This window comes from Gordonia amarae NBRC 15530, from assembly GCF_000241345.1.
Taxonomy (GTDB): Bacteria; Actinomycetota; Actinomycetes; order Mycobacteriales; family Mycobacteriaceae; genus Gordonia; species Gordonia amarae.
Map to the genome: position 1 here is coordinate 1 of NZ_BAED01000018.1, position 16,633 is coordinate 16,633.

Genomic DNA, 16,633 nt, shown 5'->3' on the forward strand with positions numbered 1-16,633 from the left:
CTGAGGATTCCTTGAGCACGAACCCGGCGGCACCGGCGCGCAATGCCTCCGACAGCAGTTCCTCGTCACGAAAGGTGGTCAACACCAGTACCGGTGGCACCCGATGGTGGTCGGACTCGGTACCCATCAGCCGGCGCGTGGCCTCCATTCCGCTGACTCGTTTCATCCGCAGATCCATGACGACGACGTCAGGGGAGTGGGCGGTGACCGCGGCGGGCACCTCATCACCGTCGGCGCATTCGGCCACCACGTCGAAACCGTCTTTGCGGCGCAGGATCCGTCGCAGACCCGACCGCACCAGTTCCTGATCATCGACGAGCAGAACCCGGATCTCCTCGCTCACGCACCCACCCCCGTGGTGTCGTCGGTGTTCTCGATGGCCGGCTCAGTGGCGGCCGTGCCCTCGTGTGGGCCGAATACCGCTTCGACGCACCACTGGTCGCGCTTGACGCCGGCGCACATCGATCCGTCGAGGTTCCCCACCCGGGACTCCATTCCGGCCAGACCGTAACCGCCGGGATCGGCGGGCGGGCCCGCCGTGACCGGATTACTCACGCGCACCACGAACTCCGCGTCGACGCCCGGGCCGAGTGAGATGGTGACCGGCGCGCCCGGTGCGTGTTTGGAGGCGTTCGACAACGACTCCTGCACCACGCGATACACCGCGAGTTCGGTGGCGCTGCTCAGCGGTCCGGCGGGCAGTTCCACGTGCGCGGTCACCGACGAGCCGGCCCGCCGGAACCCGTCGATGAGCGCGGCGATATCGGACAGACCGGGCTGAGCCTGTTCGGGTGTGGACTCGTCGCGGAGCAATTCGATGGTGCGGCGCACATCGCCCATCGCCGCCCGGCCCTGACCTTCCGCATCGCGCAGCGCGTCGAGAGCGTCGGCGACATCACTGTCATCGACCGGATGCGCCCCGGACTCGAGCGCGCGCCGGGCGGCGGTGACGTTGAGCAGGACGATGCTCAGCGAGTGGGCCACCACATCGTGCACCTCGGCGGCGATCCCGGCGCGGTCGAGGGCGTACTGCTTCTCGCGTTCACGCCGCTCGGACTGCATCAGCTGCAATTGCTTCTGCAGCAGGAACCCGGTGGCCCAGCCGAGCGCGATCATGCCCGCGACGATCCAGCCGACTTCGGTGGTGCCGAGCGCAACCCCGACCACGAGCGCCGCGAGGTACGCCACCAGGTGCACCGCCCCGCGTTTGAACGAGGTGACCGCCGCGCACATCGCCGCGCCGAGGACCAGGATCAGGGGCGCGACGTCGCCGTGCGCACCGCCATCGAGCGGCACGCACCAGAACACCGCGACCAAAGCGATCATCAGGACGGGAATCAGGGCGTCGACAGGCCCTTTGAACACCTTGAACGAGCAGATCGCCAGTTCGCCGACGGTCAGCCACAAAGCCAGCGCCCACACTACGCCCAGGAGAATCCAGTCGGCTCCCGACACCCCCGACACGTAGCGCTGCAGGGTCGCGACCGCGCAGAACAAGAGCACGCCGGCATCGGCGACGAGGACATAGAAGGGCGGGTAGTCGTACCCCAGTCTGCTGAACAGGATCTCGCTTCGCCTGAGGAGCCAGCGCATCCGTCGAGTCTAACGCCGCCAGTGGTTGCTTTTCCTCCACCCACGGGTGGATCCGCACTCCGCCCCAGGTCGCGGGCCCAGATCCACCCGAGGGTGGCTGACCTGCGTAAACGTTCCTCATAGCGTGGATCTCGGAAGGAAACGCAATCCGCGAGTCCCGACCGAGGAAGAAGGAGAATCCGATGTGGTGGGTACTGATCAGTATTGCCGCGGTTCTCGTCATCGCCTGGGCGACAACCCTTTCAGGCAGTCTCGATTTCCGTCGGCGGGAGATCGATGCCGCGATCGATCTCCGGCGGCGTCAGGAGGCACAGCGTGCGCGGCATGAGGCCGCCTCCGCTCTGCCGCACACGACCACGGCGCGTCCACAACGAGCCACGACCCCGTCACCGCGGCGCCAACTGCCGATGATCCGGCCCGCGACCATCTACCGTTGACAGCACCGCCACGCTCAAGGAGTTGACGATGAATCTTCTGACCGCCCCTTCGATCACGCTGCCCGGCACGACGCACCCGTGGCATCTGACGGGTGCCGACGAGAAGTCCGGTGTCGATGGTGGTGACGACCGCGCCTTTCCGCTGCACACCGACGCTCCCACCGACGTGCGTTCGGTACTGACCCGGCCGACGGCGTCGCCGAGCACCATCTCCCGATCGATCCGGATCGTCCGGCGGCCGGCCGAGATGTTCTTCGCCGACGCCGCCCGCACCCAGGGCGTCCTGCGGTACGAGGTGGCCGGTGGTCCGGGGCGTCTGGCGGTGCTGTCGCATCCGGCACACATCAAGGCGCTGATGACCGCCGATCAGGCGCTCGCGCCGTCGGCGACACGCATGTCACCGCTCGCCCCGATCGTCGGGTCGCAGTCGGTGCTCACCTCCGTCGGCGCCCGGCATCGCCGCCAACGGTCGATGTTGCTGCCGCGCTTTCATGGCAAGGCGGTTGCCGCCTACCGCGCAGGCATCGACACCGCGACCGCCAGGCATATCGACGCCTGGCCGGTCGGCGAGCTGGTTCCCCTGGCCGAGATCGCCCAGCAGATCACCCTGGACGTGATCATGTCGGCGGTATTCGGCCTGCCCGACGGTATTCCGGTGACCGATGCCGAACGGGCACTACGGGATTCGACGCTACGGATGTTGCGGTGGTCGGCCACTCCGCTGGCCACCGTCGCCCAGTTGCTCAATTCCCGTTCGTCATCGCCGGTCGGTCTGACGAAAGCGGTGCTGCGCCCGGTGGACCGGGCGCTGTATCAGGTGCTCGCGGAACGGCGGGCCGCTCGCGGCGAGGACCGCACCGACATCACCCAACTGTTGCTGGACACCCGGACCGAGGATGGGGAACCCCTGCCGGACAACGAGATCCGCGACGAACTCATCACGCTGCTGCTGGCCGGTCACGAGACGACAACAAACTCGGTCGCGTGGACCTTCGAGCGCCTGACGCGCCATCCGGACGTGTACGCCGATGCCCGCGAAGCGGTCCGCACCGGAAACGACAATTACATCGACGCCCTGCTGAACGAGTCGATGCGGTCACGCCCGGTGGTACCGGTCGTCGCCCGCACGCTGATGGTGCCGTGGCAGTTCGGCGCGCAGGAGGTGGAGGCGGGGGTGAGTGCGCTGATCAGCATCCTGCTGCTGCATCACCGTGACGACCTGTATCCCCGGCCGTTCGCGTTCGATCCCACGCGGTTCTTCGACATCAAACCCACCGCCCACACGTTGATGCCGTTCGGTGGTGGCATCCGCCGCTGCCTGGGCGCGCCGCTGGCGATGGCGGAGCTGCACACGGTGGTCACCGAGATCCTGCGCCGCGTCGACCTGGAGACTACCGACCGGCCCGCCGAGCGGCCCCAGAACCGCAACGTCACCATGATCCCGGCCGACGGGGGATTGGTGCGGGCGCGGAAGGTGTCCTGAGAGGTCCGTGACCCTGGGACAGCTCACCGAACACGACCGGAAATCACGTTCTCAAAGCACAACTGTTAGCCTTACCGTAGAAGGTGGACAGTGTGTGAGAGGACCCCGAATGAGCGACGCGCCGCGCCCCGTTTTGCCGCTGGTGACCCCGGAGACCGAGTCCTTCTGGACCTCGGGCAAGGACGGTGTGCTGCGGGTTGCGCAGTGTGATTCATGCGAGGCGCTCATCCACCCGCCCAAGCCGATCTGCCCGCGTTGCCGGTCCTGGGAACAGCATGTGCAGGAGTTGTCGGGCACGGGGTTCGTGTTCGGCTACACCGTCAACGAGCGTTTCGCGCTGCCCGGCATCACCCCGCCGTACGTGATCGCCGAGGTCGCCCTCGACGAGGATCCGCGCACCCGGCTCACCACCCGCATCACCGGGTGCGAGCCGGGTGACGTGCAGCTCGGTATGCCCGTCGAGGTGGTCTTCGACCAGCAGGGCGACGACTCGGGCGATGTGTGGTTCCCACTGTTCCGCCCGCGCACCGACGACACGGCGATCCGGGAGATCCCCGACGACGAGATCGCGCCGCAGGACTACCCGGGACGGGTCCGCGCCCGCGCGACGAGCACCAAGTTCGAGGACAAGGCGATCATCAGCGGCGTGGGTGCGTCCCAGATCGGCCGGCGCCTCGGCCGCAGCCCGCTCGCCCTGGCCGTCGAGGCCTGTGAGCGGGCCGTCGCCGACGCGGGGCTGACTTTCGACGACATCGACGGCCTGTCCACCTACCCGGGCGGCACCGCCGACGGCGGCTACAGCGAAGGCGGGGTCACCGCGCTCGAGTCGGCGCTGCGCATCAACCCCACCTGGTACAACGGCGGCGGCGAGACGTTCGGGCCGGGCGGATCGGTCATCGCGGCGATGATGGCCGTCGCCACCGGTCTGGCCCGGCACGTGCTCTGTTTCCGCACCGTGTGGCAGGCCACCTCCGACGATTGGGTCAAGCAGGGCCGGGTGCCGCGCCCGACGATGGGCCGGGCGTCGGGGCTGATGGGCTGGTCGATGCCGTTCGGCGCCATGTCCGCGGCCCATACCCTCGCGCAGACCGCGCACCGGCATTTCCACAAGTACGGCACCACCAAGGAGACGCTCGGCTGGATCGCACTCAACCAGCGCGCCAACGCCGCCCTCAACCCCGAGGCGATCTACCGCGATCCGCTCACCATGGATGAGTATCTCGCCGCCCGCACCATCACCACCCCGTTCGGTCTGCTCGACTGCGACGTGCCGTGCGACGCCTCGGTGGCCGTCATCGTCTCCGCCGCCGACACCGCACCGGATCTGGCCCGCAAGCCGATCCGGGTGGAGGCCGTAGGTACCCAGATCATGGAACCGCTGCCGTGGGACCAGTCCACCTCGACACATGAGCCGCAGGTCCTCGGACCGGCATCACACCTGTGGACCCGCACCGATCTGACGCCCGCCGACGTCGACATCGCGCAGCTCTACGACGGTTTCAGCTTCAACTGTCTGTCCTGGATCGAGGCGCTCGGTTTCTGCGGCATCGGCGAGGCCAAGGACTTCCTCGACGGCGGGCACAACATCGCCCGCGACGGCGTGCTGCCCCTCAACACTCATGGCGGCCAGCTCTCCCACGGCCGCACCCACGGCATGGGCCTGCTGCGTGAGGCGATCGTCCAGTTGCGCGGCGATGCGGGGGAGCGGCAGGTGTCCGGCGCCAAGGTCGGTGTCGTCTCCAGCGGTGGCCTCACCCCCAGCGGCGTGATCCTGCTGCGCGCCGAGTGAATGAGCGACCAGGCCGGGTACCCGTCTTGATCCCTGAGGCCGAAGCGACGCAGGAGCGAGGGTCGCGAAGGGTCAGGTGACCGATGCGCATTCCCGGACCACATCCGGGCCCCAGCCGGCTACGAACTGCGGGCGAGCACCGCCGCCAGCACCACCGTCACCGCCGTCGCCGCCGCGATCACGACCACCAGGCTGGTGATGCCGCTCTCGGCCCCGTGCCCGACCAGCGAACCGGCGAGCGCACCGCCGGCGAACTGGGTCCCGCCGAGCAGGGCCGCGGCGGCTCCGGCCCGTTCGGGATGGCGCATCAGCGCGAGCGCCGTCGTATTTGGGGCGATCGTGCCGTATCCGGTGGCCAGCACCGCGAACGCGACCAAGATCGGTGCCAGCTGATCGGTGACCGCAGCGATCACCAGCCCGAGGGTTGCCACGACCATCAGGCCCGCACCGATGGCGATGCGCCGCTGCGGATTGCCATACCGCATCCAGCGCGCGGCGCCCATCAGGCACAGGCCGTTGATCCCGAACGCGACCGAGAACAGCACCGGGGACAGCCCGTGCACCTTCTGCAGGGCGAACGGGGATCCCGTGATGTACCCGAAGAACGCACCGAACGCGGCCGCCGAGGTCGCGATCACCGCCACATAGCGGCCATCGCGCAGCAGGATGCCGTAGGACCGGAAAGCGCCGGTGACCACGCCGTCGGTGTTGCGGCGGTGGGCGGCAAGCGATTCGGGGACCCACGCGAAGGTGGCCGCCCCGAGCAGCCCGCCGATCACGACAAGCGCGAAGAAGATGGTCCGCCACGATCCGACCGTCAGAATCGCACTGCCGAGCACGGGGGCGACGATGGGCGCGACGCTCACCACCACGGTGAGGACGCCGAACAGTTCCACCAGACGAGGACCGTCGAGCCGGTCGCGGACGATGGCGCGGGCGATCACGACACCCGAGGACCCGCCGAGCGCCTGCAGGAACCGGAACACGGCCAGAAACGCGACATTGGGGGCGATCGCGCACACCAGGGAGGCGACGGTGAACAGGACGATGCCCACGAGCAGCGGACCGCGCCGGCCATATCTGTCCGACAGCGGACCCATCAGCAATTGCCCGAGGCCGAGCCCGATCATCGACACCACCAGGGTGATCTGGATTCCGCTCGCGCTGGTGCCGAGGTCGTCGGCGGCGTCGGGCAGGGCCGGCAGGTACAGGTCGGTGGAGATCGGCGCGAACGCCGACAGCGCACCCAGGATCACCAGGAGTCTGCCGCGGATTCCGCCCTCGGCGGGGAAGGTGTCGCCGTCGCTTGATCGCATAGCTCAAGCTATCGATCGTTCGCTCGGCGCAGCCTGGCACCCCCGGTCGGGTTACTCGTACGCCGACAGCACCTTCGTCACGTACGCCTCGGTGGCTTCCTTCGTGGCGCCTACCGCGTGCAGCGGCCCGGCACCGTTCTCGCATTCGAGGAGCGCGAGCAGGATATGTTCGGTGCCGATGTAGTTGTGGCCGAGCCGCAGCGCCTCCCGGAACGTTCCCTCCAGGACCTTCTTGGCATCGGCACTGAACGGCACCAGCGCGGGCGGGTTCTCCGCCGGACCGGCCAGTTCGAGGCGCTCGGCGAGCGTTTCGGCGGTCACCCCCTGCTCCTGGAGCGCCTTCGCGGCGATCCCCTCGGGTTCGGTGAACAGCGCCACCGCGAGGTTGGCCGGTTCGATGAACTCGGTGCGCCGGGTCTGGGCGTCGGTCAGCGACGCGGTCACCACTTTCTGCGCGCGGGGAGTGAACCGGCTGAAGTCCTGCTTGTCGTCCTTGCCGGGCACGAACCGCTTCTGCGCCGCCTGCCGGGTCACCCCGAGCGCTTCCCCGATGTCGGCCCAAGACGCCCCCGAGCGCCGGGCCTGGTCGACGAAGTGTCCGAGGAGATGGTCGGCAAGGTCGCCGAGGTGCTGTGCCGCCAGCGCGGCGTCCTGAAGCTGGTCAAGCGGATCGTCGTGGACTTTGACGATCGCCGAGATGAGGTCATCGAGTTTCACAGGTTGAGCCATGCCGTCAACCATAGGTTGACAACCTTGGTCCGTCAACCGAGGGTTGACAATTCCGGATGCGTCTCCGTTTCACACCCAGCTGAACAATGGTCCCCAGGTGATCACCACCACGGCCGCCCATGCGGCGTACACCGGCAGGTAGGCGGTCTGCCAGCGTTCCAGCGCCGCGACCGGACGATGGCCACGCACGAACGCCAGGCCGAGCCACGCCGACACCGCGAGGTTGACCAGCAGGACGACGTTGAGGCACAGGGCGGCCGACCGGTTCGCGGTCAGCCCCAGTTCGGCGATCCGGCCGGCCATGGCGATCAGGACGACGAGGTCGACGACGATCGCCGTCACCACCAGCGCCACCTGCAGCCAGTCACCGAGACCGGGCGGGGCCTGCGGAGGCCGCGCGGACACCGCGTACAGCCACAGCGCCAGAACCAGCACCAGGATGACCGTCATCAGGATGAGCAGTTCACGGTCGACATCGATCAGGTCGGGGTCCGCGGCGAAAGCGATCAGCAGTGCCACCAGCAGCAGGATGGTCAGCGGTGAGAACACTCGCGCCAGCACCGGTGCAATGTTCTCGATGACGTTCTGCTTCGACTCCACCAGCCAGGCCGCGATCACCGTCGCCCCGGCCGCACCGAACGGCATGATCCATTCGGTCACAACGCCTTCGGCGTCCGTGCCGACCGCGTGAAAGGTTCCGACGGTCAGGCCGATGAGCAGACCACCACCGGCGGCGAGCAGGAAGTAGTACACCACCCATTCGCCGGTGAACCGGACGAAATCCATCCGGCGGCGCCCCGATCGCCAGTCGCCGCCGACGTAGGCCACCCCCATCAGCAGCCACAGGAAGACCGGGGCGTGGATCGACGCCAGCACCATCGTGTCGCCCGGATCTCCGTCGAAGGGGTAGACGGCCAGCAGAACACCGAAGGTCACGAATCCGATCACCACGACCGCGATCGACGAGCGCGCCATGCCACGCTTCCACCCGAAGAAGCCCGCGAGCCAGGGGAGTACGAGCACCGAGGCGAGCCGGGCGGATACGTCCTCGTCCAGCCAGGCCAGTCCCGTCCGCAGCGTCAGTGCGGCGCCGATGGCCAGGGCGATCGCCACCCACAGGTCTCGGCGCGCAGACCCTGACTCGCCGGTGTCGTCCGCGCCTATGACCAGTTGTTTCCACAGTCGATCGGAGTGTTCCCGGGCGAATTCACGCGACAGGTCGTCGATGCGTCCCATTCGTTTGACCGCGACCAGAAAGGCCTCGTCGTCCGCGAGTCCGACGGCTTTGAGGTCGTCGACCTGCGCCCGCAGGTGTTCTTCGAGTTCGGCGATGTCGTCGCCGGCGAGGACGGAACGTCGCTGAACATAGCCCCGCCACTGCTGGATGTGCTCTTCGCTCATGGATTCAGCGCCTGCGGGAGTGGGCCGATGTTCCAGACACGGTCCAGGGCCTGGCTCACCACGGCCCATTGGTCCTGTCGTTCGGCGAGGGTCCGGCGACCGGCATCGGTGAGCGTGTAATGCTTGCGCCGCCGCCCTTCCCCGGACGTCTGCCACGACGACTGCACGTATCCCTGCCGTTCCAGGCGGTGCAGCAGCGGATAGAGCATCCCGTCGGTCCACTCCAGATTGCCCCCGGACAGCTCACGGACGCGCTTGAGGATGGCATAGCCATACGACGCGCCTTCATCGGCGAGGATCCCCAACACGAGTGGCGTCGCCGACGCCGCCACCAGGTCCTTGTCGATGTGCACTCCGCGCCCTCCATACCTAGAACTACAAGGTAACAATACCTCGGACTTCTAGGTATGAAGGACGAATGGGTCGTCGAGCTACTCACCGGAAGGTGACGGTTCAGTCGCGGGCGGCGGCACCAGATTTCACATCCGACGCCGACTTCTGCAAGAGTCCCTCGTAGGCGTCACCGTTGAGGTCACCACCGATGCTCGACCAGTTCTCCGAGCCGATCAGGTCGACGACCAGCTTCCGGAGCAGAGCGGGCTCCTGAATCCTGTTCTGCGCCTTACGAAAGACCACGCCAAGGTTGGTGGTTTCCTTGCCGTGCTCGCTCAGGATACGGCGGTACTCCTCCTCAAGAGCCACACCGTCGAGCTTCGCAAGTCGTTCCCACGAGATGTCGAGTTCGGGCGAGCAGATCGCTGTGCACCTGGCTCAGGTTGTCGTCGACGAACGGCGCCGCGACCGGCTCGAGATGCTCGAGGTCAATGTGCGCAGCCACTTCTGCCGACAACACCGACCGCCGTTCCGATCCAGCATATTTGGGATCACCGAACACCCGCCGGAACAACCCGTCATGCAGCTGATGCGCCCTGTCACCCGAACCTCCATCGGTCATGAATGAGACCATACGTACCGGTATTGACAGATCAGTTTGAGCGCCGATGCCGACGGGACGGCTCAGCAGATGTCAGTCGATGACGTCGCTGATCGAGTTTGCTCCGCGCGCGAAGCGAGTGCTCCAGTCTGTGATCTGGTCGGTGGTGGCGTGCTCGATTCGGCCGCGGGTGTCGTTGTCGAGTTCGCCGAATCTGGCTTCGAGCATGCTGGCCAGCAACTGCGCCTGCGCTTCGTCCCGAAGTCGTTGAGCTGTGGTCATAGCTGCCTCCTTTGCGTCCTGGCCCAATTGTGCGGCGAAATCTGTGATGCGGTCGGCGGGTGTGTCGCCGACTATCAAAAGATACGTGAAGAAGACGACGAGCAGACCGGGCTCATCGTGGGCGACTGTTCGCCAATCATCGAGCGACGTGCGCAACCGCACTATGACGTCGGTGTCTCTTGAAGCCGGACTTAGAAGTAGCGCGGCGATCCGGGCGGCTGGGGTGAGGGGTCTGGTCGTGAGTGTCGCGTCATCGATGATCGTCAGGTCGTCGAGAATGTACCGCACGTGGGGTAGGAGGTCGACAAGGTCGGCTGCGGCGTGGTCGCTGACCTGGATGATGGCGGCGATATCGGTCGGTGCGCTCCAGCGGCGACGGCCTTGGTAGAGGACTACCGGCACGATCAACGGTAGCCGGGTCTTGCCCGAAGTCGCGGGTTCGGTCTTGAGGTGACGGTCCCAGATCCGGACTTGGTAGCGCAGCATCCGGAAGGCCATCAGATCATCGGGACTGCTCTGGTGCTCGACGAGAAAATACAGGTAGGCGTCGTCGCCGTCGAAGGTGGTACGGAACAACAGGTCGCTATGCAGCTGGCTCAGGTTATCGTCGACGAACGATGCCGCGACCGGCTCCAGGTGCTCGAGGTCGATGTGTGCGGCGACCTCCGCCGACAACACCGACCGCAGTTCTGATCCGGCGTGTTTGGGGTCACCGAACACCCGCCGGAACAACGCGTCATGCGGCTGATTTGTCGCCTTCTCCGAACCCCCACTGGCCATGTGGGCAACCATACGGGCCAGTACTGACAGATCAGTTCGAGCGTTGTTTCCCACCTCGGACCCGCGCCTCGATTCGGCACAGCAAACGTAAGTGCGGTTGTGCGTCTGCGGTGACACGTTCGGCGATGGATGCGTATCGATAGTTTGTTCGATCACTGTCGTGTCGACCCAACGCCACCGAACCTGGTGTCGGTTGGGCGTGGGAGACTACCCGGGGCCCAGATTTCCCGTCCGTGGCGAGAGGTGGTGATGATGAGCGACGACCATGCGACCCTGACGCAGGCGTGGCAGGAGAACCGGTCGATCCAGAAGTCGGCGGCGGTGCGGCTGTTCGCGGCCACCAACTCGGCGCTGTACGTGACCCTGATGGAACGGCACCTGGACTTCGGGGCGCGGCTCACCGAACCCGAACTCGCCGTCCGGCTCGAACGGGACATGGCCGAGCTCGAGGTCGACGACACCCCGACGGGCGTGGACCTGATCAAGCTGTGGGCGCGCAACGGCTGGCTGCACCGGGTCACCGACACCTCCGACGACGTGGCACCCAATCTCTGCTACCTGACCGCCGACGCCCGGTCGGTACTCGACTTCATGCGGCGCCGCCGGCGTGAGGACACTGTCGCCACCGGTGGTTCGATCAGCGGTATCGCGGCCGGTCTGCACCGGGTGGCCGGGCAGGTGGCCGGCGACCCCGACCAGATCCGCGAGGACATCGAGAGCCAACTCGCTGAGCTCGATGCCGAACTGGCCGACCTCGACTCCGGGATCCGGCCCGAACCGGACCTGCAGATCGCCGCCGACGAGGCCCGCGCCATCGCGTACCAGATGGAGCAGGTCATCTCCGATATCGGGCAGTACGGCACGATGCTCGACCGCATCACCACCGCACTGCTCGACGATCCGAGCGACTCGGACCTGGCCTACCGCGACCGGCAGCGGCAACTGTTCGACGACTACGAAACCCTGCTCGGGTCGTCGCAGAGCGCGTCGTATCACGCGTTCACCCGGATGATCCAGGACCCCGATCAACGCGCCCGGCTGTCCGCCGACATCGACACCGTCACCCGGAGCCTCCCCGATATGGAACCGGGCCTGCGCGCGGTCATGACCGATTTCTTCCCGCTGATCAGCGAGCAGATGGCCGAGGTGGGGCGCACCCGGCAGCGCTGCGCCCGCCGTATCCGGCGGTTCGTCGCCGCCGGCACCCTCGAACAGAGCCGCGGTATCGCCCGTCAGCTCAACGACGCCCTCGCCACCGCCAACGACCTGCTCAAGACGTCCCTGGCCGACCGGCGTCTGGGTTACGAGATGCCCCTGGCAACACCCGACCTGACCTCGATCGGCCGGGTGGCGTTCGAGATCCGTGACCCGGCACCACCACCACCGGCGCTGCCGGGGGACGCCAGGGGCGACCTGAGTTCGTTCGCCTCACTCGCCGGTCAGGTCGACACCGTGGAGCTCACCGATCTGGTCAACAGGGCCGTCGCCGACGGACCGGTCGCACTGCCCGAGGTGCTGGACCGTCTCGATGAGGCGTACCTTGCGCACGTCATCGTGCTGTGGTCCCTGGCCCTCAAACAACCGGGTGCCGTGCCCGGCGCCACCGAGATCGTCCGGTTCCGCTCGCTCGAAGGTGACGACCGGATCATCGAGATCCCCGCCCTGACATTCTCCGAACCGATCCCGACCGCCGACATCCCGCTCGATGAGGTCTGAGGTACCCATGACCGACACCACCACCGATGTTCCCGACGAGTTCGCAGGCTACGACGACCTGCCCGCGGTGCCGCTGACGTCCGCTGACCACGGCCCCAAGATGCCGCGCTTTGACGGTGATGTCAGCGAGCTGCCCGACCGGGCGTGCTGGGCGCTGCAGAACCTACTGACCCGCCGCCACATCAGCGGTGAACGTCAGCCGCAGCTGTGGTCGTGGGTGTCCGAATTCGCCGACGTGCTGCGCGTGCGGCTCTCCGAGCTGGATCTGCGGTTGCGGATCGTGGACGAGCTGCAGATCGCGTTCGTCGAGCAGGTCGGCTACGACTCCCGGTGGGGCAGGCGGCTGCTCAAACGCGAAACCATCAACACCTACGACGCGATCCTGGCGCTGCACCTGGCCAAGTACATGCGCGCCTCCCGCGACGAGAACGTGCTGGTCACCCGCGAGGACATCCACGAAATGTTCGCCGGTGTCAGCAACACCATCGACCGTGACCTGGCCGCCTTCGACAAACGTATCGACCGCGCCGTCGACAAGATGGAGGAGATGGAGTTTCTGCGGTCCCAGCGCGACGATCCCGACACGTTCGTCCTGAGCCCGGTGATCACCGCGGTGATGACGGCGTCGGTGATCACCGACCTGCAGCGGCAGTTCGAGCAGTTCATCTCCTCCGGCACCGAGGCCCCAGAAACCGACAGCGAGACCGAGGCCGACACCGAGAGCCGGCCCGACCCCGACGAGAGCCGCCTGGACACGGCGGAAGGAGCCGACTGGTGACCGACATCGACCAGTACCACCTGTCCCGGCTGCAACTGATCAACTGGGGTGTGTTCGACGGTTATCACTCGATCCCGTTCAGCACCAACGGATCCCTCATCACCGGATCATCCGGTAGCGGCAAATCGTCTCTGCTCGACGCCATCTCGCTGGCCTTCCTGCCCGATCACCGCCGCAACTTCAACGCATCCGGCGACGCGACGGCCGCCGGTTCGTCGAGCGGTAAGCGCACGGTCGGCAAGTATGTGCGCGGCGCCTGGGGGGAGCGGCGCAGCGGGTCGGGCGCGGCCCGAGAGATCATGTACCTGCGCGGCACCGGACCGGCGTGGGCGGCGATCGCCGTCACCTACACCTCCACCTCGGGTGCCTCCATCACCGGCCTGGTCCTCAAGTGGCTGGCCGCCGGCAAGATGACCGACGCCAACAGCTCGTACTTCATCCACGACGGCGACACCGACATCGTCGAGGTGTGCAACGAGTGGGCCTCGGGCGGATACAACACCGCCCGGTTCCGGGAGCGTGGCTGGCGCGGCGGGCCGGGTGAGGGCAAGTATCTGGCGACCCTGTATTCGCTGATCGGCATCCGTGGCTCCGACGCCGCCCAGCAGCTCCTCGGCAAGGCCAAGTCACTGAAAAGTGTCGGCGGCCTGGCACAGTTCGTGCGCGAGTTCATGCTCGACGAACCACGCAGCATCGCCGGTATCAAGGACGCTCTCGACCAGATCGATCCGCTGGTGCAGGCCCGCGAACTGCTGGAGGTGGCCCGCCGCAAACGCACCATCCTCGGCAACATCGAGGAGGTCCAGGAACGGTACGCGGGGGAGTCTGCCACGTTCAGCGTGCTCGACACCATCGACACCGAGGCCGTGCGCGCCTACCTCAACAATCTGCGGTTGCGCACCGCCGAACCGGAGGTCGCCGACCTCGACGACCAGATCGCCCGCCTCGACGGCGACCTGACCTCGCTGACCGCTCAGCACGACCAGTTGCGCGCCGACCACAGCAACCTGCTGTCCCGGATCTCCACCTCCACCGGTGATCTCGCCCCGCTGCAGGAGCAGCTCGCGGCGGCCCAGAAGTTCGCCGGTGAGGTGGCGATCAAACGCACCAACTACGAGCACCGGGTGGCCGCACTCGGTTTCGAACTCCCCGACGACGGTGAACAGTTCTGGGAGCTGCGCGACCAGTTGATGGACGACGCCACCCGCATTGACAGCCAGCTCGAGGCGGGCAAGGCGCAGTTCGCCGAGACCCTCGCCCACGAGGTGGCGTTGCGCGGTCAGCGCGATGCGGTGGCCGCCGAACTGAACCGCGTGGAGCAGGCCGGGTCGACGCTGCCGCGCGCCGAACACGAGATGCGCCGCATGCTCGCCAACCACCTGCAGATCGACGAATCGGAACTGCGGTACGTCGCCGAACTGGTGGAGCTGCGCCCCGACGCGGGCCGCTGGCGGCTCGCGGTGGAGAAGGTACTGCGCGGGGCGGGTCTGCGGCTGCTCGTGCCCGACGAGCATTTCCGGGCGGCACTGCGGTATGTCAACAGCCACGACATGCGTGGCCGGATCCAGCTGCACCACGCCGAACAGCACCGGATGCCGACCCCCGAGCCGGGCACGCTCGGCGCCACCCTGCACGCGGTGGACCCCGACCACCCGTGCGCCGCCGAAGCACTCACCATCCTCACCCGCCTCGGCAACTACGTGTGTGTCGACGATCCGGCCGAATTCCGCAACCACACCAAAGCGGTCACCGACCAGGGGCTGCGCAAGGATTCGGCCAAACTCGCCGTCAAGGACGACCGGCAGGCGCTGCGGCCCTCGCAGTACATCTTCGTCGGCAACGTCGACTCCAAGATCGCTGCGCTGCGTGAGGAACTCGACCACGAGCAGGCCCTGTACGACGCCGCCCACCAGGCCAGTGCCGCCCTCGACCGGGACCGCACCGAACTGCAGCAGCGCCGGGACGCCTACCGGCGGGTCTGTGAGCAGTTCACCGGGTGGAGCGAGATCGACACCGACACCGCCGATGACCGCGTCGACGCCCTCACCGACCAGTACGAATTGCTGATGGACGCCAACCCCGATGTGGAGGCACTGCAGCGCAAGGCGGAGGAGATCTGGGAGCAGGTGCGCGGGGCGATCTCGCAGGCGGCGCTGGTGCGCGACAAGATCGCCACCCACGACCGGCGGCGCACCCAACTGCTGGATCTGATGGACCGGCTCAGCCGCGAGAACGTGTCCGATCATGCGGCGGCCACCCTCGACGGGTTCCGTGAGGAATCGGCGGCGGTGCTCGATGTGCTTGCGCCCGAGCCGTATCGGCAGGAGCTGATGAAGGCGGTCAACCGGGACCGGGACCGGATGCGCGCCGACGCCCGCCGCTCCCGGGACGAACTGGCCCGCATCGTCGCCAGTTATGACGAGGAGTTCCCCGACGCCATCCCCAACGACAGCGACGACTTCGACGAACGCGTCCACGACTACGTGTCGGTGTGCCGGCGTATCGACGAACGCGAGCTGCCGTCTGCGTACGAGCGGATGCGCCGGCTGATCACCGAGCAGGCGCCGGGTGCGATCCTGAGCCTGCACATGGCCGCGGATGCCGAGGAACGCCGCATCGTCGAACAGATCGAACGCGTCAACTCCGGCCTGGGTTCGGTGGCGTTCAACCGGGGTACCCGACTGCGTTTGCAGCCGGGCCGTAAGACACTGCCCGCGGTGGCCGAACTGAACGACAAGGCGCGGCAGATCTCCGCGCGTACCACCGCCGTCAGCTTCGGTGATGAGCAGGCAATCCTGGAGCAGTACGCCGACATCCTGCTGCTGCGTCAGCGGCTGGCCGGGGCCACCCCGGAGGACCGGGCGTGGACCCGCGACGCTCTCGATGTGCGCAACCGGTTCGATTTCTACTGCGAGGAACGCGACGCGGGGAGCGGGGAGATCATCCGCACCTACTCCAATGCCGGCGACAACTCCGGCGGCGAGCAGGAGAAGCTGATGGCGTTCTGCCTGGCCGGGGCGCTCAGCTTCAATCTCGCCGCCCCCGACAGCGACGACAACCGGCCGCTGTTCGCCCAGCTCATGCTCGACGAGGCGTTCTCCAAATCTGATCCGCAATTCGCCCAGCAGGCGCTGTCGGCGTTCCGCAAGTTCGGTTTCCAGCTCGTCATCGTCGCCACCGTGCAGAACACCAGCACCATCCAGCCCTACATCGACAACGTGGTGATGGTGTCCAAGACCGAGGGCGCCGACGGCCGGCCCGCCGCGTCGGCGCTGTCCACCTCGATCCAGGGTTTCACCGAGGTACGCCGCACCAACGCCGGCCGGCTCTCCCTCTGAACCTCGGCACGACAGTGGCCCATCCCGGTGGCTGAGGTAAGTAGGCCGCTAGGCGAC

General features: G+C 67.2%; 14 protein-coding genes. 5 read left to right on the forward strand and 9 right to left on the reverse strand.

Annotation, left to right across the window (positions count from 1 at the left end):
- Positions 1-343 (reverse strand): response regulator (locus tag GOAMR_RS04200; protein WP_005183078.1); only part of this gene is annotated, 343 nt, incomplete at its 3' end.
- Entirely contained in the window at positions 340-1,593 is a 1,254-nt protein-coding gene (locus GOAMR_RS04205; protein ID WP_005183079.1) for a sensor histidine kinase, read from the reverse strand. The genes GOAMR_RS04200 and GOAMR_RS04205, both read right to left, overlap by 4 nt.
- Before the next feature lie 465 nt (positions 1,594-2,058).
- Here GOAMR_RS04205 and GOAMR_RS04215 point away from each other — a divergent pair, with 465 nt between their 5' ends.
- Both GOAMR_RS04215 and GOAMR_RS04220 read left to right on the forward strand, forming a co-directional pair.
- A complete protein-coding gene (locus tag GOAMR_RS04215) occupies positions 2,059-3,513 on the forward strand; it encodes a cytochrome P450 (protein ID WP_005183084.1) in 1,455 nt (484 codons plus the stop codon).
- A gap of 109 nt (positions 3,514-3,622) precedes the next feature.
- Complete coding sequence (locus tag GOAMR_RS04220; protein ID WP_005183085.1) at positions 3,623-5,302, forward strand: thiolase C-terminal domain-containing protein; 1,680 nt, start codon at positions 3,623-3,625, stop codon at positions 5,300-5,302.
- 119 nt (positions 5,303-5,421) lie between these two features.
- Here the strand turns inward: GOAMR_RS04220 and GOAMR_RS04225 are convergent, their stop codons facing one another.
- The 7 genes from GOAMR_RS04225 to GOAMR_RS23475 all read right to left on the reverse strand — a co-directional run bounded on the left by GOAMR_RS04225 (position 5,422) and on the right by GOAMR_RS23475 (position 10,744).
- Positions 5,422-6,618 (reverse strand): multidrug effflux MFS transporter, encoded by a 1,197-nt coding sequence (locus tag GOAMR_RS04225; RefSeq protein WP_005183087.1) that lies wholly within the window; start codon positions 6,616-6,618, stop codon positions 5,422-5,424.
- Positions 6,619-6,669: 51 nt separating this feature from the next.
- Positions 6,670-7,347, reverse strand: a complete 678-nt coding sequence (locus GOAMR_RS04230) for a Clp protease N-terminal domain-containing protein (RefSeq protein ID WP_211599609.1) — start codon at positions 7,345-7,347, stop codon at positions 6,670-6,672.
- Positions 7,348-7,416: 69 nt separating this feature from the next.
- A complete protein-coding gene (locus GOAMR_RS04235; protein ID WP_005183091.1) occupies positions 7,417-8,748 on the reverse strand; it encodes a permease prefix domain 1-containing protein in 1,332 nt (443 codons plus the stop codon).
- Entirely contained in the window at positions 8,745-9,101 is a 357-nt protein-coding gene (locus tag GOAMR_RS04240) for a PadR family transcriptional regulator (protein WP_005183092.1), read from the reverse strand. Before GOAMR_RS04240 ends, GOAMR_RS04235 begins: the two co-directional genes overlap by 4 nt.
- Positions 9,102-9,201: 100 nt before the next feature.
- On the reverse strand, positions 9,202-9,450 hold the full coding sequence (locus GOAMR_RS04245) for a hypothetical protein (protein WP_005183093.1): 249 nt from the start codon (positions 9,448-9,450) through the stop codon (positions 9,202-9,204).
- Complete coding sequence (locus GOAMR_RS24035) at positions 9,440-9,703, reverse strand: Rpn family recombination-promoting nuclease/putative transposase (protein WP_170319109.1); 264 nt, start codon at positions 9,701-9,703, stop codon at positions 9,440-9,442. Before GOAMR_RS24035 ends, GOAMR_RS04245 begins: the two co-directional genes overlap by 11 nt.
- 72 nt (positions 9,704-9,775) lie before the next feature.
- Positions 9,776-10,744 carry an Rpn family recombination-promoting nuclease/putative transposase gene (locus tag GOAMR_RS23475; protein WP_083836846.1) on the reverse strand — a complete coding sequence of 323 codons (969 nt, stop codon included), beginning with the start codon at positions 10,742-10,744 and terminating at the stop codon, positions 9,776-9,778.
- Between the two features lie 252 nt (positions 10,745-10,996).
- Between GOAMR_RS23475 and GOAMR_RS04260 the strand changes: the two genes are divergently transcribed.
- From GOAMR_RS04260 to GOAMR_RS04270, 3 genes are read left to right on the forward strand one after another with little or no spacing between them, the layout of a single operon-like run.
- The gene (locus GOAMR_RS04260; RefSeq protein WP_005183095.1) at positions 10,997-12,460 is read left to right on the forward strand and encodes a DUF3375 domain-containing protein; all 1,464 of its coding nucleotides are present in this window, start codon (positions 10,997-10,999) and stop codon (positions 12,458-12,460) included.
- Between the two features lie 7 nt (positions 12,461-12,467).
- Positions 12,468-13,238 (forward strand): DUF4194 domain-containing protein, encoded by a 771-nt coding sequence (locus tag GOAMR_RS04265; protein ID WP_005183096.1) that lies wholly within the window; start codon positions 12,468-12,470, stop codon positions 13,236-13,238.
- On the forward strand, positions 13,235-16,576 hold the full coding sequence (locus GOAMR_RS04270; RefSeq protein ID WP_005183108.1) for an ATP-binding protein: 3,342 nt from the start codon (positions 13,235-13,237) through the stop codon (positions 16,574-16,576). The genes GOAMR_RS04265 and GOAMR_RS04270 overlap by 4 nt, the downstream gene beginning before the upstream one ends.
- Positions 16,577-16,633: the final 57 nt, after the last annotated feature.

Bases quoted from the DNA above. Each gene is read 5' to 3' on its own strand.
- GOAMR_RS24035 (WP_170319109.1), bottom strand. From the start codon at position 9,703: ATGACCGATGGAGGTTCGGGTGACAGGGCGCATCAGCTGCATGACGGG.
- GOAMR_RS04205 (WP_005183079.1), bottom strand. From the start codon at position 1,593: ATGCGCTGGCTCCTCAGGCGAAGCGAGATCCTGTTCAGCAGACTGGGG.
- GOAMR_RS04220 (WP_005183085.1), top strand. From the start codon at position 3,623: ATGAGCGACGCGCCGCGCCCCGTTTTGCCGCTGGTGACCCCGGAGACC.
- GOAMR_RS04235 (WP_005183091.1), bottom strand. From the start codon at position 8,748: ATGAGCGAAGAGCACATCCAGCAGTGGCGGGGCTATGTTCAGCGACGT.
- GOAMR_RS04260 (WP_005183095.1), top strand. From the start codon at position 10,997: ATGAGCGACGACCATGCGACCCTGACGCAGGCGTGGCAGGAGAACCGG.
- GOAMR_RS04230 (WP_211599609.1), bottom strand. From the start codon at position 7,347: ATGGCTCAACCTGTGAAACTCGATGACCTCATCTCGGCGATCGTCAAA.
- GOAMR_RS04265 (WP_005183096.1), top strand. From the start codon at position 12,468: ATGACCGACACCACCACCGATGTTCCCGACGAGTTCGCAGGCTACGAC.
- GOAMR_RS23475 (WP_083836846.1), bottom strand. From the start codon at position 10,744: ATGGCCAGTGGGGGTTCGGAGAAGGCGACAAATCAGCCGCATGACGCG.
- GOAMR_RS04225 (WP_005183087.1), bottom strand. From the start codon at position 6,618: ATGCGATCAAGCGACGGCGACACCTTCCCCGCCGAGGGCGGAATCCGC.
- GOAMR_RS04215 (WP_005183084.1), top strand. From the start codon at position 2,059: ATGAATCTTCTGACCGCCCCTTCGATCACGCTGCCCGGCACGACGCAC.